General features: G+C 63.8%; 12 protein-coding genes. 1 reads left to right on the top strand and 11 read right to left on the bottom strand.

Features of this window, described 5'->3' with window-relative positions; all coding sequences use genetic code 11:
• Positions 1–2 precede the first annotated feature (2 nt).
• The 10 genes from JFU04_RS09115 to JFU04_RS09160 all read right to left on the bottom strand — a co-directional run bounded on the left by JFU04_RS09115 (position 3) and on the right by JFU04_RS09160 (position 13,623).
• Positions 3–1,331, bottom strand: coding sequence for a GH39 family glycosyl hydrolase (locus JFU04_RS09115; protein ID WP_106804614.1), 1,329 nt, complete (start codon positions 1,329–1,331; stop codon positions 3–5).
• Complete coding sequence (locus JFU04_RS09120) at positions 1,321–2,511, bottom strand: glycosyltransferase (protein ID WP_106804613.1); 1,191 nt, start codon at positions 2,509–2,511, stop codon at positions 1,321–1,323. The genes JFU04_RS09115 and JFU04_RS09120 overlap by 11 nt, the downstream gene beginning before the upstream one ends.
• Positions 2,511–4,502: a GumC family protein gene (locus tag JFU04_RS09125; protein ID WP_106804612.1), complete on the bottom strand. Its 1,992-nt coding sequence runs from the start codon at positions 4,500–4,502 to the stop codon at positions 2,511–2,513. Before JFU04_RS09125 ends, JFU04_RS09120 begins: the two co-directional genes overlap by 1 nt.
• 14 nt (positions 4,503–4,516) lie before the next feature.
• Positions 4,517–5,317 carry a polysaccharide biosynthesis/export family protein gene (locus tag JFU04_RS09130; RefSeq protein ID WP_207200643.1) on the bottom strand — a complete coding sequence of 267 codons (801 nt, stop codon included), beginning with the start codon at positions 5,315–5,317 and terminating at the stop codon, positions 4,517–4,519.
• A 5-nt stretch (positions 5,318–5,322) separates the two neighbouring features.
• Positions 5,323–6,234, bottom strand: a complete 912-nt coding sequence (locus tag JFU04_RS09135; RefSeq protein WP_065907241.1) for a glycosyltransferase family 2 protein — start codon at positions 6,232–6,234, stop codon at positions 5,323–5,325.
• A gap of 1 nt (position 6,235) precedes the next feature.
• Positions 6,236–7,696 (bottom strand): mannose-1-phosphate guanylyltransferase/mannose-6-phosphate isomerase, encoded by a 1,461-nt coding sequence (locus JFU04_RS09140; protein WP_106804610.1) that lies wholly within the window; start codon positions 7,694–7,696, stop codon positions 6,236–6,238.
• Complete coding sequence (locus JFU04_RS09145) at positions 7,696–9,135, bottom strand: undecaprenyl-phosphate glucose phosphotransferase (RefSeq protein WP_065907235.1); 1,440 nt, start codon at positions 9,133–9,135, stop codon at positions 7,696–7,698. The genes JFU04_RS09140 and JFU04_RS09145 overlap by 1 nt, the downstream gene beginning before the upstream one ends.
• A gap of 442 nt (positions 9,136–9,577) precedes the next feature.
• Complete coding sequence (locus tag JFU04_RS09150; RefSeq protein ID WP_201143891.1) at positions 9,578–12,064, bottom strand: TonB-dependent siderophore receptor; 2,487 nt, start codon at positions 12,062–12,064, stop codon at positions 9,578–9,580.
• 106 nt (positions 12,065–12,170) lie between these two features.
• Complete coding sequence (locus JFU04_RS09155; RefSeq protein ID WP_065907229.1) at positions 12,171–13,121, bottom strand: FecR domain-containing protein; 951 nt, start codon at positions 13,119–13,121, stop codon at positions 12,171–12,173.
• Complete coding sequence (locus JFU04_RS09160) at positions 13,108–13,623, bottom strand: sigma-70 family RNA polymerase sigma factor (protein ID WP_201143892.1); 516 nt, start codon at positions 13,621–13,623, stop codon at positions 13,108–13,110. Before JFU04_RS09160 ends, JFU04_RS09155 begins: the two co-directional genes overlap by 14 nt.
• 160 nt (positions 13,624–13,783) lie before the next feature.
• Between JFU04_RS09160 and JFU04_RS09165 the strand changes: the two genes are divergently transcribed.
• Complete coding sequence (locus JFU04_RS09165) at positions 13,784–14,413, top strand: LysE family translocator (protein WP_201143893.1); 630 nt, start codon at positions 13,784–13,786, stop codon at positions 14,411–14,413.
• Positions 14,414–14,468: 55 nt separating this feature from the next.
• Here JFU04_RS09165 and inhA read toward each other — a convergent pair whose 3' ends face one another.
• Positions 14,469–15,149, bottom strand: coding sequence for an isonitrile hydratase (gene inhA / locus JFU04_RS09170; RefSeq protein WP_065907219.1), 681 nt, complete (start codon positions 15,147–15,149; stop codon positions 14,469–14,471).
• Positions 15,150–15,154 lie beyond the last annotated feature (5 nt).

Genomic DNA, 15,154 nt, shown 5'->3' on the forward strand with positions numbered 1-15,154 from the left:
CCTCAGTCCCATAACAGGATTTGCAGGTTCGGCTTGACCGGTACGGTCAGGCCGTTGGTGCCGCTTACCGGGGTTTGCGTACCGCGCAACGGGTCGTACAGGGTGGCGCTGGCCAGGTTGGGCAAGTGCGCGTTACCGCCTTCGGCCGACCAGAAGAACCACACCTTGCGCCCATCGGCACGCGTCCAGCCAATGCTGAACAGGCCGTCGGGCAAGGCGTCGGCGACCGGCGGGTCACCCGGGGTGAGCGACGGCCCGCTGACGTCGAGGAAATACTTCAGCGCGGTGTAGACCGGCTTGGGGTTGGCGTCGATGTCCAGCAGCCCGTAGAACTGGTCGCGCACGCTGGCGCGCTGGTCGAGGTCGCTCAAGGTGAACAGGAAGATGCGGTCGTAATCCAGCGCGCTCATCAGCGCCAGGCGCCGCACCACGTAATCGGCCTGGCCCTGCTGGGTGATGATGTCCTGGGCGTCCTTGGGGCCGGGGTAGGTCGACCAGCCCCACTCGGTGCTCCACAAGGTTTGCACGCCGCCGTTGCGCAGGGCCTGGTTGAGCTGGGTGGTCTTGGCGATAAAGTCGAGGTTGGCCGGATCGTTGCCTTCGGGCAATTGGGTGTAGGGGTGATAGGACACGACGGTGTTCAGGCTGGCCACGCCCAGCGCGGCAAGGGCGTCGAACATGGTCTGGCCGTTGGGCATTTCGCTGAAGAACGCCATGCCGGCCGCCACCACCGGGGTGTTCGGGGCGACCGCGCGCAGTGCGGCGGCGCTGGCGGTGAGCAGCGTGGCGTAGCCGGCCGGGTCTGCCACCGGGCGCCAGAAGCCCAGCAGGTTCGGTTCGTTCCACACCTGCCAGGCGTTGACGCTGGGGTAGCGCTGGGCCAGCAGCGCCATGCGGTTGGCGAACACGTTCGGGTCTTTGGGCGGGTACTGGTCCTGATAGGGCGCACCGGCCGGCGCGGTGGTGGCGAAGGGCGCCGAACCCACCAGATAGAACACCGACTTGAGTTGATTGTCTTGCAGCTTGCCGACCAGTTGATCGAGGGTGGCCACCTGATACTGGTTCTGCGCCGGCTCCAACTGATCCCAATGCAGGTCCAGGCGCACCCACTCCAGGCCCAAGTCCTTGAGACGGTCGATCTGCATCTGGTATCGCTGGGGGCTGAACCACAGGAACTGTGCGTTCACGCCCAAAAAGTCCTTCCACACCACGGTCTTGTTGCCCTTGAGCACATGGCTTTCGGCATCCGCCTGGCGCCCCCACAAAACGGCGGTCAGGCCCAGCACGGCGACCACCGCAAGGCTGGCAAGGAACGTTTGTCTACGCGCCATGGCGGGCTCCTGCGATGGCTTCGGCAAACACTTCGGTGAACTTCTGCGCGGTCAGCGGCCACAGGCGTTCGCGGCCGATCTCGCCGGCGCGTTCGGCCCAGTCCCTGGCCAGCGCCGGCGTGCGCGCCAGGCGCAGCAATTGTTCGGCCAGCGCCGCCACATCGCCTTCGGGGTAGATGGCGCCATTGCCACTGGCAACTTCCTCGGCGAACGCGCGTGCGTCGGAGGTGATTGCTCCGCGCCCACAGGCGGCGGCCCAGGACAGCGCGCCACTGGTGCCGCGCTGGCGCCCGAGCAGGCCGAGTTTTTTCGATTCGCGGTAGGGCAGCACCATCACATGATGGGCCTGGATGGTCTGGGCAATCTCGTCGGCCGGCAGGTTCAGCCGCCAGTCGATGGCGTCGGTCAGGCCGAGTGCGGCGATCTGGCTGTTGAGTTGCTCCAGGTAGTTGCCGCCGGCGCCAAAGGCCATTTCCGCCGCCGTGCCGCCGGCCAGCGTCAGGCGCACGTGGCCGCGCAGTTCAGGGGCCTGTGCGAAGACATCGGCCAGCGCCTGCACCAGGTCTTCGATGCCTTTGCCGCGGTAGATGAACCCGAAATACAGCAGGCGCAGGGTGTCGAGCGCGGGCAGGGGGGCTGGTGGCACGGCGAGGTTGGCATGGTTGATCACGGCCACCTTGCCGGGCGGCAGTTGCATGCGCAGGCGCAGGCAATCGGCGCCCAGGCGAGTCAGCGTCACCAGGCGGGTCAGGCCTTTGGCGACCTGGCGTTCTTCACGCAGGGTCAATGGGTCGGCCAGTACCACGGCCGCCTGCGGCAAGGGGCTGGGCAAGCGCTCCAGCAGGTTCAGCGGAAACGGCAGGCGTTCACGGCGCCACACAATGCGCTCCGGGTCGTGCACGGTGGCGGTCAGCGGCAAGTGCGAGTAGGCCTTGCGCAACTCGCGCAGGGCCAGGAACTCACCCAGGCGCCCGCCGCCCAGCTCGGCGTGGACCAGGTCAACGGTCTGCCAGTTGAACGTCGCGACCGCGTGCTTGATTGCCTCGGAAGTGCCCGCCACCCCGGCCAACGGCGTCAGCACCGTCACCCCAAGCTGCTCCAGCGCCGTGCGAAAGTGGTTCGCGTAGTCGGCGATGCCGTTTTTTTCCGGCGGCAAGGGTGCAAGCAGGGCGATACGCATCAGAACGCTCCCCGGTACTTGGCGATGGTCTGCAGCACTTTGCTCGGCACTTCGAACTTGCGACGGTTGATGATGATGCCGTCGACCTTGCCAAACGCGGTATTGAGGATCGACAGCGCATGCTCGACCACCGGCACGGTACTTTTGCGTGCTTCCACCACCAGGCCGATCAGGTCGGCGCGGCGCAAGGTGATAAAGGCTTCGCGGTTGTCGAGCAAGGCCGAGGCGTCAAGCAGCACCACTTCGCCCGGAGCGGCGGCTTCAAGCCCGCCGACCCGTACATTGATGCCGTTCTCGCGCAACAACAGGCGCAGTTGTTCCACCACAAAGGTCACGCCTTCGCCATGCCGCGCCGACGTCAGCCCCAGGGTCAGGCCGCGTTCGGCAATGCGGTCGGGCTGCAACAGGCTGTACAGCCGGTAGATACTCGCATTGAAGGCATTGGCGCTTTGCGCGGTGGTGGTGTCCAGCTCCGGCAGGGTGGTCCACAGCGGCAAGCCGAACTTGCGTTCCACCAGGCCACCGTCGTGAATGCGCTGGTCGAGCAGGTAGCAGAGGTAGATCACCAGCAGGCCGACGACGATTGCAAACGGAATCGCCAACACCAGCATCAACAGGGTTTTCGGGAAGATCCGACCCGGGTTCAGGGTGGCTTCTTCGATCACCGCGATGTTGCTGATCTGGCTGTTGTCCAGCTCGCGGTCGATGCGCGATTTTTCCAGGTTGTCCACGTACAGCGCGTAGTTGCGCTCGGTGGCGCTGAGCTCACGGGACAGGCGCGCCAGCTCCGGCTCGATCTCCAGGGCCTGCTTGCGCTGGTCTTCGAGATTCACCAGTTGCTTCTGCTGTTGAACCAGTTGGGTGCGCAGGGCCAGGTTGTTGCTCGACTCATCCAGCAGCACCCGCTGCAGGTGGATTTCCAGGGTGTTCGGCGCACGGTTCTCCGAGGCCTGCACGGTGTTGCTCTCGTTGGCAACCTGGGCCTGCATGGCGCGGATCGACGCATCCAGCGCTTTGACCGGCGGCGCGTTGTCGGTGTAGGTGCGCATCATGTCGGCGCGTTCCAGCAGCTTCTGGTTGAGCAGGCGACGCAAGTCCTGCTGCTGTGGGTTCAGTGCGATCTGGCGCACCGTGGTGACTTCCTTGGGCTGCCCTTTGAGCTGGTTGCGCGTGCTCTCGATGGCGCTGTCGGACGAGGCGATCAGGCGGGTGGTGTTGAAGGTCTCGCCGCGCAGCACATTGATGCGCTCGGACAAGTCTTCCAGGCGGTCGGTGATGCTCGCCGCGCCGATCTCGTTCAGGTGCTTGAGGATCTGCTCCTTGTAGCTCTTGATCTCGGTGGCGCTGGTATTCACCTGGCCTTCGTAGAAGGCATAGAGGCTCTTGCGCCCCAGGGCCTGGGTGCGTTCGTTGATGTAGGTCTCGACCCAGTCCTTGACCACCGCCTGGGCAATTTCCGGGTCGCCCCAGGTAAAGCTGATGTCCATCACCGTGGAGCCGGCGGCGTGGCTCACCTCAAAGCTTTTTTCCAGGCCGGCGGCAAGGCGTTCCACCGGGGTGGTTTTTTCCACCACGCCGAGGGTTTCCAGAACCACGCGCAGGCCATCGAAGACTGCGCCCACGCCTTGCTTGAGGTAATGCTTGGCGCTTTTGAAAAAGCCTTCGGGCGGCGGCGCATTGTTGATCACTTCCAGGTAGTGCTCGGCCACCGCACGCACGATCGGACGCCCGGTGAGCAGGCGCTCCTCATCGACGATCGGGTCGCGCTGGGTGCTGGGCATCACCAGCGCCTGGCGGTTGCTGATCTCGATCGGCAGGGTCGAATCACGCCCCGGTTTGACCAGCAGGCGTGCGGTGGACTCGTACTTGGCCGGCAGCAGGAAAGCGCCGAGCAGGATAATCACCAGCGCTGCGATGGCCGCCAGCTTGAACTCGTGGCGGAAGATGAAAAACAGGCGCAGAAGATCACGAAAAGAACGGATCTCGATCATGGGATGTCGCTCCTTTAGTTATTGCCGCCGCTGGTTCTGGTGTAGTTGTAGCCAACCCCAATGGATTTGGTGAACGGGATCAGTTGGTTCAGGTAGGTATCCACGCCCTGGATGCGCTCACCTACGTTGGATTTGGGCACGAACACCACGTCACCGCGTTGCAGCGGCACTTGTTTGCGCCCGTTGGGGCCGGTCTTGAGGTACTGGCTGAAGTCCAGGAAGTAGGCGTGGTAGGCGCCTTGGGCATCTTCACGCAGCAAGGCGACCATGCTCGCGTTGCCCGAGGGGTTGACCCCGCCGGCGCCGACGATTGCCTGCTCGAGTGTGTTGGCCGTGGCGATCTGGACCGCTGTCGGGTTGTTCACCGCGCCACCGACAATCACCGAGTTGCCCGGTGCCTGGTTGATGTTCACCGTCACGCGTGGCTCGCGGTACACCGGCGCGAGGCTCTTGGTCAGGTCGGCGGCGACCTCGGCGGGGGTGCGATGCGCCACCTGGATTGGCCCCAGGAATGGATAGTTGATCTTGCCGTCGTTCTGCACCGTGTACAGCGTCAGCTCGTAGATGGTGCTGACGTTGAACGCCGACAGCGTCGGCATCTCGCCGGCGTCGCGGACGATACGCAACTGGTCGCCGATGCGGATGCGTTCCACCGCCGGCGGCAGTTGGGCGAGTTGGTCGAGGGCGCGCTTGCCGTCCTCGACAGTCTGGTCGTCGGGCGGGACGATGCGTGCCGGCGTATTGCAGGCGGACAGGGCCAGCATGGCCAAGGCGAGCACGGCGGGTTTGATCAAGCGGGACTTCCTGTGGGTCATGCTGCTCACCTCCAATAACCGGGAAACATGCTGATGCGCCGCTTGAGGGCCAGCGGTAGGCGGCGCTCAAGATGGCCCAGGCGGTAGCCGAGCAACTTGAACGCGCTGCGCACCAGCACTTCGGGTACGCGGTGCAAGGCACCGGCTTTGCGCAAGGCCGCGAGTTCGGCCAGCACATAGCGTTTGCCTTCACCGCCGGCGTCGCCAAAGGCCTGTCTGATCCACGGTTCGCGACCGTAGAACACGCCAATGTCGAAGTAGCGATGAAACTCATCCATGAGCTTGTAATCGTGGGAGTGATGCACCAGCGCCGTGGCGGCGTAGCGCACCTTGTAGCCTTCGAGCAGCATGCGCGCCGCAACGTAGGCGTCTTCGCTGCCGATCACGTCGGCGGGAAAGCCGCCGACCGCCTGCAGCACGCTGCGCCGGTACACCGAAAACGAGTCGGAGCTGAAGCAGGTCTTGATCCCCAGCACGGGCGCATCGGCCAGGCTTTTGCTGCGGCTCTGCTCCGGGTAGTTGAAGTGCCGCGACTGCGCGCCCAGCACCCCGGCATCGGGGTGCGGCAGCTGGCGACCATAAGCCACGCCGTTGAGCGGGTCCTGCTGCAATTCATCCAGCAGGTTGGCGAAGGTCTGCGGGGTCGCGGGGATGGCGTCCTGGGTCATGACGATCAGCGCGTCGCCACCCACCTGTTCGCTGGCCCAGCGGCGCGTGCCGCCGTGGTTGAAATCACGCGCGTCGATCACCTCGACCCGCGCACCGAACTCGCGAAAACGCGCCACGGTGTCATCGCTGGAGGCGCTGTCGACTACCAGCATCTCGTCCGGTTGCAGGGTTTGCATCTTCAGCGCCGGCAGCAAGCGCGCCAGATGGCTGGAGGCGTTTCGGGTCGGGATGATCAGCGAAGTGCGCATGTCATTTCTTCGCCTCGAGAGGGGCGCGCCCGTAGATGTCGTCGAAGCGCACGATGTCGTCTTCGCCCAAATACTCGCCGCTCTGCACCTCGATCATCACCAGGTCGATGATGCCGGGGTTGGTCAGCCGGTGTTTGTGCCCGGCAGGGATGTACGTGGACTCGTTGGCGTTGATCAGGAATTCACGCTCGCCGTTGGTGATCTGCGCCGCGCCGCTGACCACCACCCAGTGTTCGCTGCGATGGTGGTGCATCTGCAATGACAGCGAGGCCTGGGGCTTGACCACGATGCGCTTGATCTTGAAGCGGCTGCTTTCTTCGAGCACGGTGTAGGTGCCCCACGGCCGCGTGACGGTACGGTGCAGGCTGTACGCCGGGTGGTTCTGGCGCTTGAGTTCGGCGACGATGTAGCGCACGTCCTGGCTGCGGTTGGCGTCGGCGATCAGCAGCGCATCCGGGGTGTCGACGATGATCAGGTCGCGCACGCCCACCGCGCCCAATACGCGCTTGGGCGAGTCGATGTAGCAGTTGTGCACGTCATGCAGGATCGCTTCGCCGTTGACCTGGTTGCCGTGCGCATCGCTGGGCGTGAGCTGGCGCAGCGCTTCCCAGGAGCCGATGTCGCTCCAGCCGATATCGCAGGGCACCACGGCGACTTGCTGGGACTTTTCCATCAGGGCCACGTCGATGGAAATATCCGGGGCGCTGCCAAAGGCATCGGCGTCCAGCTCACGCTGGCGCGAGGTTTTGTTCTGCAGGCTCTGGCTGTGTTCCAGCGCGGCGCGCGCGGCCTCCAGCACGTCGGGGGCATGGGTGGCCAGTTCCTCCACCAGGGTGCTGGCCTTGAAGCAGAACATGCCGGCGTTCCACAGGTGCTTGCCGCCGTCGAGGTAGGCCTGGGCGGTGGCCAGGTCGGGCTTCTCGACGAAGCGCTTGACCCGGTTGCCGGTGCTCAGCGGCTCACCTTGTTCGATATAGCCGAAGCCGGTTTCCGGGTGGTCGGGCTGGATGCCGAAGGTCACCAGGTAGCCGGCCTCGGCCAGGTCACGGGCCTGGGTCACCGCCGCGGCGAACGCGACTTCATTGAGGATCAAGTGGTCGGCAGGCATCACCAGCAATTGCGCATCGCCGCCGAAATGTTCCTGCACATGCAGCGCCGCCACGGCAATCGCCGCGGCCGTGTTGCGGCCGAACGGCTCCAGCAGCAAATCCAGCGGCAGGTGCGCCTTGTTGACCAGGCGGTAGTCATCCAGGGTGCGAAACAGCAGGTCGCGGTTGGTCACCGTCAACACGCTTTCCACGCCGGGCAGCTTGGCGGCGCGCTGGAAGGTCTTTTGCAGCAGGCTCTGGCCATCGCGCATGCGCATGAACGGCTTGGGCATGTTCTGCCGGGACACCGGCCACAGCCGCGTGCCCGAACCACCGGAAATGATGCAGGGAATTAATCCGTTGAGGGTATTCATCAATAGACTTCCTTGGTGGAAAGGACGGCTGGGACCGTCATGAAGACGATGTACAAGTCAAACCACACCGACCACTTGGAGATGTACTCCAGGTCGTACTCGACACGTTTCTGGATTTTGAACAGGGTGTCGGTCTCACCCCGGTAACCATTGATTTGCGCCCAGCCGGTGATGCCGGGCTTGACCCGGTGCCGCGAGCTGTACTCGCTCACCGCCACTTCGAAGGGAATGCCCGCGGCCTTGGTGGCGGTGGCGTGCGGGCGCGGGCCGACCATGGACATGTTGCCCAGCAGCACGTTGAACAGCTGCGGCAACTCGTCGATGCTGGTCTTGCGGATGATGCGACCCACGCGGGTGATGCGCGGGTCCTGGCGGGTGGTCTGGCGCTCGGCAGTGAAGTCGCTCTGGTCGGTGAACATCGAGCGGAACTTGAACACGCGGATTTCGTTGTCGTTATAGCCGTAGCGGTTCTGGCGAAACAGCACCGGCCCCTTGGAATCGAGTTTGATCGCAATCGCGGTCGCCAGCATCACCGGTGACAACGCCACCAGGGCCAGGCTCGCCAGGAGGAAATCCTCACAGCGCTTGATCACCGGCGACCAGCCGCGCAAGGGCAATTGCGAGGTGTTGAACATCAGGATCCCGCCCACGTCGGTGATGCGGCTGTGGCCGTAGCGCAGGGCGGCCATGTCGGGCACCAGCATCACGTTCACCGACATCTGCCGCAGACGGTTGACCAGCCCGTGGATGCGTTGCTCGGCGGCCCACGGCAGGCAGATCATGACCTGGTTGACCTGCTCGGCGCGGATCAGTTTTTCCAGGTCGCGAGTGTTGCCGAGCAAGGGCAGGTTGCTCAGCTCCTTGGGGATCCGCTCGGTGCGGTCGTCGATAAAACCGATCAGGCCGGAGCGGATATCACCGTTGCGCTGCAGGTGGTCGGCAACGTGCACGGCCGTGTCGGTAAAGCCCAGGATCACCGTGCGTTGCAGGTACTTGCCGGCGCTCATCAGCCGGCGGTAAAGGCGCAGCATGACCAGGCGTTCGAGGCACAGCAGGCCCAGGCTGGCGACGTACCACGCGGCCAGGTTGCGCGGGCTCAACTGCGGGAAAAACTGCAGGATCTGGTACATGAACAGCAGGATGCAAAACGCTGCGGTCCAGGCCTTGATCTTGGCTTTGAGACGCAGGCGGTTGCTGAACAGCTCCTCGGAATAGATGCCCAGGGCCTGGAACAGAATGATGGTCAGCACTGCGAAAAATACCAGCAGGCCGATGAAATGCGGGCGCAACTCAGGGGCCAACGGGTCCAGGAAAAGCACCAGGACCAGCGGCGGCAGAATGGCCGTGAGGCCATGGATCAATTTGACGAAAACGACAAAGAACTCAACAAAACCGGCGCGCGTTAAAAACAGGCTGTCGACGGACGACTTTTCTCGCATAAAACATCCCTCATTGCACTCCAGTTGCTGTTGTTCGTTGTCGCTTCAATAAAGCCGCGATGGCGTTAGAGAGCACTTCGAACTACGGCTACTCTGGGTAATACGCAACTACCAATCCAAATGCACATATCAGTGAAGCTATCCATTTGAAGGGATTTTGCGGCGATAGTGACTAAAGGAGTGTTCCCTTTTCGTGCTTAGTCAACGAATTGACGATGGTGCGGAGGTGGCGTGCTAGACAGGTTAATCAGTCTTTTAAGTGGCATTTTATTGACATTCCTTGTCCGAACACTCGGTAAATGGGTGTGTTTTTGAGTGTAGGAACAAATGTGAGATTTTTCCTGTTTAAAGGACAAACCTTTTTCCAGCGGCAGTAGGAAGGGGGGACAAAGAGGGCGTGGCAGGGCGCACTAAGTGCCCTGCCACTGGGGGTTTCGCGGGATCAGAAGTTGCCTTTCAAACTAACGGTGAAATTGCGCGGTTCACCGTAGAAGTTGCCCCATGATGCAGTTCCGACGGTGTTGTAATAGGTTTTGTCGAAGAGATTGTTGCCATTGACCGCCACGGTCCAGGTGTCGTCGAGGCGGTAGGCCAGGCGCGCGCTCCAGGTCGCGTAGCCGGCCTGTTCCAGCTTGATGGTCTGTACGCGGTAATTGCTGCTCTGGGCATTGACCCCGGCGCCCACGCTCCATTTCGACAGCGCGCCGTCGAGCTGGTAGTCGCCCCACATCCGCAGCATGTGGCGCGGTACGTAGCTGTTGGAAACACCGCCTTCTGCGGTGCTGTCGATGTTCTTCAGGGTCTTGGTCTGGGTGTACGTGTAGCCGCCGGACACCTGCAGGCGTTCGAGCAGTTCGCCGCTGACTTCGGCCTCCACGCCCTGGGCGCGGACCTTGCCGGTATCGGTGTAGCAATAGCCATCGGCGGAGGTCGGGCAGAAACTCAGGTAGTCGGTTTCGGCGCCGTTTTTCTCGATGGAGCGAAACAGCGCCAGGGAGCTGTTGAGGCGCCCCTCGAACCATTCGCCCTTGATGCCCAGCTCATAGTTGTCGCCGATTTTCGGCTTGAGCGCGGCGCCGTCGGCGGTGGCGTAGGCGCTTTGCGGCTGGAAGATATCCGCGTAGCTGGCGTACACCGACAGGTGCTCGTTGAGGTCATAGATCAGCGCGGCGAACGGTGTGACCTCGCCGGTTTCCTTCGTGCGAGCATCCTGCAGCGACCATTCGCCCCAACCGAGGCTGTAGGACTGGCGACGGTTTTCGTACCAGCTCACGCGGCTGCCCACGATGAACATCAAGGGCTCGGCCAGGCGCAGGCGCAAGGTCGCGTAAGTGCCGTACTGGGTCGCGGTCTCCTTGATGGTGCTGCCACGGTACATGTTGGGCCAGAAGGTGTTATCGGCCGGTTCCGGGAAGTGATGGTTGGGTTGGTAAATGCTCTGGCGCGTGGGCAGGTTCTGGATCGCGTAGATGTCGTCCTGGGTGCCACGGCTGCCGTTGGCGCCGAGGATCAGTTCGTGCTGCAGGCCGAAGGCTTCGAATTTGCCGTCGAGGTAGGCGTCGAGGCCGAAGTCCTTGTGGTCGTAATCCATCAGCGCCGCGTAGGAAACGGCGGTGGGAGCTGGGTTGTCGTAGGCAATGGTGCCTTCGCTGGCGGCGTACTTGATGTCTTGCAGGTTGCGACTGTGCACGGCCGCGACCTTGAGTTTCCAGTCGTCGTTGAGCTGCTGCGTGAGGTCGGCGAAGTACGTGGCGCGCCGGCTCTGCCAGTCGTTCCAGGATTGGCCCAGGCAGGTCGAGCGGCTGAGCTTGGCACTCTTGCCGTCGGCGTAGCGCGGCAGGCCGCCCCAGCACGGGGTGGCATCGACATCTTCATAACTGGCGCCGAGGCCGAGGGTGGTGTCGGCGCTGAGGTCGATGTCGAGGGCGCCGTAGAAGGCCTGGTCCTGGCGCTTGGCGATGTCCATGTAGGAGCCACGATTCTGCTGGCTGACCGTCGCACGGCCGCGCACCGTGCCGCTGTCATTCAGCGGGCCGCCGGTGTCGACGTCGGCGCGGTAATTGTCCCAAGTGCCGGCGGACAGCGACAGGCTGGTGGTGGGGCTGGCCTGTGGCCGCTTGCGCACGAAGTTCACCGCGCCGCTGGCCGTGCCGGCACCCTTGAGCATGCCGGCGGCCCCCTTGAGCACTTCCACACGGTCATAGATCGCCATGTTGGCGCTGAAACTGTCGGCCTGTGCGTAGTCCTTGCCCATGTCCAGCGGCACGCCGTCGTACTGGTACTGGCCAAGCATCTTGAAACCACGGGAATAGAAATACTTGCCGCCCATCGGCGATTCATAGGAGGTGATGCCGGGCGTGCGCTCCATCACGTCGTCGATGGTGGTGAGGTTCTGGTCATCCATCAATTGGCGGGTCATCACACTCACCGATTGCGGCGTTTCGCGCAGGCTGTGTTGACCTTTACCGATGGTGACTGCGCCGGTGGTGTAGGACCCGGTGCCATCGGTGGTTGCCCCCAGGCGGTCGCCGGTGACGGTGGTGGCGCCCAGGTTGAGTGCGCCGGTGTCGGCCACTTGCGGCAACAGCAGCCAGTTGCTGCTGCCCTGGCGCTGGGCTTGCAGGCCCTGACCGCGCAGCAACTGGCCGAGGGCTTGCTCGCGGTCGAAGCGGCCACTCAGGCCCGGGCTGGCCTTGCCGGCCACGCTGGTGGCGTCGTACGACAGGCTGATCCCGGCCTGGCGGGCGAACTGGTCCAGCGCACTGGCCAGGGAGCCGGCGGCGATGTTCCAGTCGCGGGCCTGGGTGTCACTCGCCAAGGTGTCGGCCAGCACGGCCAGCGGCACGGCGCCGCCACTGAGGCAGGCACCGAGCAAGGCGGCCTGTACCGCGCGCTTGAGTGGAGAACGTTGTGAGGGGAACGCTTGCATGACCGCGGGATGCTCCTGAAGGAAGTGGACAGAACCGGCCTGTTGATCGGCCTTTCCTTACAGGTCGAGCGGCAATGAGAATTCACCTCATTTATTTTTCGAAGCGTTAAACGCGAGGGCTGACGGTCACCCAATAACGGCTGCGGTAGGTGACGTCGACCGGCAGCGATTGCGCCACCAGGCTCAGCACCTGATCGGTATCGTTCAACTGATAAGTCCCCGACACGCGCAACCCGGCCACCGCTTCACTGCAACGCAGCAGGCCATTGCGGTAGCGGCTCAACTCGCTGAGGAAGTCGTCCAGGCGCATATTGTGGGCACTGATCACGCCGTCACTCCAACCCCAGGGATCGAGGCCGTTGGCGATGGGCGCATGAACGCCGGTGTGGTCGAACAGCACCTGCTCGCCGGCCTTGAGCACGTGGCGCGCGTTGGCCTCCCGGCTGTTGGCAAATAACGCCACGGCGCCCTGTTGGACGGCGAGCAGCGTGCCCTGGGCTTCTTCACGCACCAGGAAGCGGCTGCCGAGGGCACGCAGGTAACCGTCGCGGGTCTGTACCCACAGTGGCCGGTCGTCGACGCCCGTGTTCACCAGCATTTCGCCCCGGTGCAGGTGCACCAGGCGGCGCTCGGCACTGAACGTGGCGTCGAAGGCGCTGGCGCTGTTGAGCTGGATCTTGCTGCCGTCGTCCAACGCCACCCAACGCCGCTCACCCGTGGCGGTGCGGTAGTCGGCCATCAAGCCGGGCAGCGGTGTGTAGTCGCGACCGAGCCAGGTCAATCCCGCTGCCCCGGCCACCAGCCCGAGCAGCTTCAAGCCTTCGCGGCGGCTGATGCGTTGACGCGCACCTTGCAGGGCATGGCGGCCGACCTGGGCCGGCAGTTGGTTGAAATCATCGTTCATGGTCGCCACCCGCTGCCACACCTGCTGGTGCTCGGCGCTGGTGTGCAGCCAGCGATCGAACGCGGCGGTGCTGGCGTCGTCGGCCACGTTGAAACGCAGCTTGATCATCCATTGAATGGCCTGGTCCACCAGGCGCGGGTCAGAGTTCGGCATAGCGCAACCGATAACAGGCGTGCAGCGCCTTGGCCAGGTCGCGCTCCACGGTAGCCTTGGACACGCCCAGGCGCAGGGCGATCTGCGCGCAGGTCAGGCCATCCAGTTGCGCCAGCAGGAAGGCTTCGCGCACCCGTGGCTTGAGTTGGTCGAGCAGGCGGTCGATGTGTTCCAGGCTGTCGAGGATCAGCCACCGGGTTTCTTCCGACGGCACCTCGACCTCGGGGAAGTGGGCGAGGCTTTCGAGGTAGGCGCGTTCCAATTCGCGGCGCCGATATTGGTCGATCATCAGGCTGCGCGCGATGCTGCTCAGGTAGGCGCGAGGCTGTTGCAAGGTCTGCTGCTTGCGCGCGTTGAGCAAGCGCACGAAGGTTTCCTGCGCCAGGTCGGCGGCATGTTCACGGCAACCGGTGCGGCGGTTCAGCCAGCCACGCAGCCAGGAATGATGGGCGTGGTACAGCTGGCCGATGGCGGCATGGTCCAGTGGGTGGTCGCTCGACATGGGCATCCTGGCGCAGCAGTCTTAATTGATAATGTTTCGCATTCTAGACGGTGGTCGTGGCCATTCGCAATTCCCGGCACGCAATGTATCCAGCACAATTTTTTGTTCGGCCGGGGTGAGCCGACTAATCTGCAGGCTTTTCCTCATGGACGGCGCGAGCATGATCGACCTTGCAACCCTGGCGGTGTTTTCCGGTGCTGTGCTGCTGTTGCTGTTATCGCCGGGGCCGAACATGGCGTTTGTCATCACCCATGGCGTGACCCATGGCTGGCGCGGGGGAATGGCCTCGGCGCTGGGCATTGGCGTGGCAGACCTGCTGTTGACCGGGTTGACCGCCTCGGGGGTCACTGCGGTGGTCGCAAGTTGGCCGCCGTCGTTCGACTTGATCCGCTTTGCCGGGGTGATCTATCTGCTGTGGTTGGTGTTCAAGACGCTGCAGAAACGTCCGGGTGGGGCGCAGGCCCAAGTCGAGCGGGTGCCGCTGGGCCGAGTGTTTTTGCAGGCCATGCTCAATAGCCTGCTGAATCCCAAGGCGCTGCTGTTCTTTGTGGTATTCCTGCCGCAATTCGTGCGCCCTGAGACGGGGTCGATCGCGATACAACTGCTGGTGCTGGGCGGCGTACTGACCGTCATCGCCGCGGTTTTTCACCTGTTGCTGGGGATTTTCGGCGGCGCAGTCAGCCGGTTTTTTGCCGGCCGTTCAGCGGGTGCGGCGTTGCAGAAATGGGGCCTGGCGACGGTGTTGACCGTGCTGGCCGTGCGCCTGGCGCTGATGTCTCGTCCGGCCTGAGCCTGTTATGGCGAGCAAGCTCGCCACAGGTACCGCCAGCTCGCCAGGCTCAACCTCAGCCCAACCGTGCCGCCGCCCGTGCGACGATTTCCCCCCGGGTCTTGCGCGACTCGGCGGTGCGTTTGTGGGCTTCTTCCAGCACGTGCTTCGGCGCGGTGTCGGGGCTGCCCGAATCAAACGGCGGCGCTGGCGCGTATTCGATCTGCAGTTGTACCAGCTGCGCCGCCGCTTCGCTGTACAGCTCGGCCGCCAGGGTCAGGGCGAAGTCGATACCGGCGGTGATCCCGCCACCGGTGAACAGGTTGCCGTCGCGCACAACACGCGCCTGGACCGGGATCGCGCCAAGCGGGGCGAGCAGGTCGTGGTAGGCCCAGTGAGTCGTGGCCTTGCGCCCGCGCAGCAAACCCGCTGCGCCGAGCACCAGCGAGCCGGTGCACACCGAAGTCACGTAGCGCGCGGTGTGCGCCTGGGCCTTGAGGAAGTCCAGGGTGGACGGGTCTTCCATCAATGCGCCCACGCCGGAACCGCCGGGCACGCAAATCACATCCAGGGCAGGGCAGTCGGCATAAGTCATGGTCGGGGTGAACACCAGGCCGGTGCTGGACGTGACCGGTGCGAGGTCTTTCCATATCAGGTGCAGCTTCACCTCCGGCAGCGAGCCCAGCACGTCATAAGGGCCGGTCAGGTCCAGTTGCTGGATGCCGGGGAACAACAGAAAGCCAATCTGCAAGGTCATGAATG

This window comes from Pseudomonas sp. TH21 (assembly GCF_016651025.1).
In the GTDB taxonomy this organism is placed as follows: domain Bacteria; phylum Pseudomonadota; class Gammaproteobacteria; order Pseudomonadales; family Pseudomonadaceae; genus Aquipseudomonas; species Aquipseudomonas aylmerensis.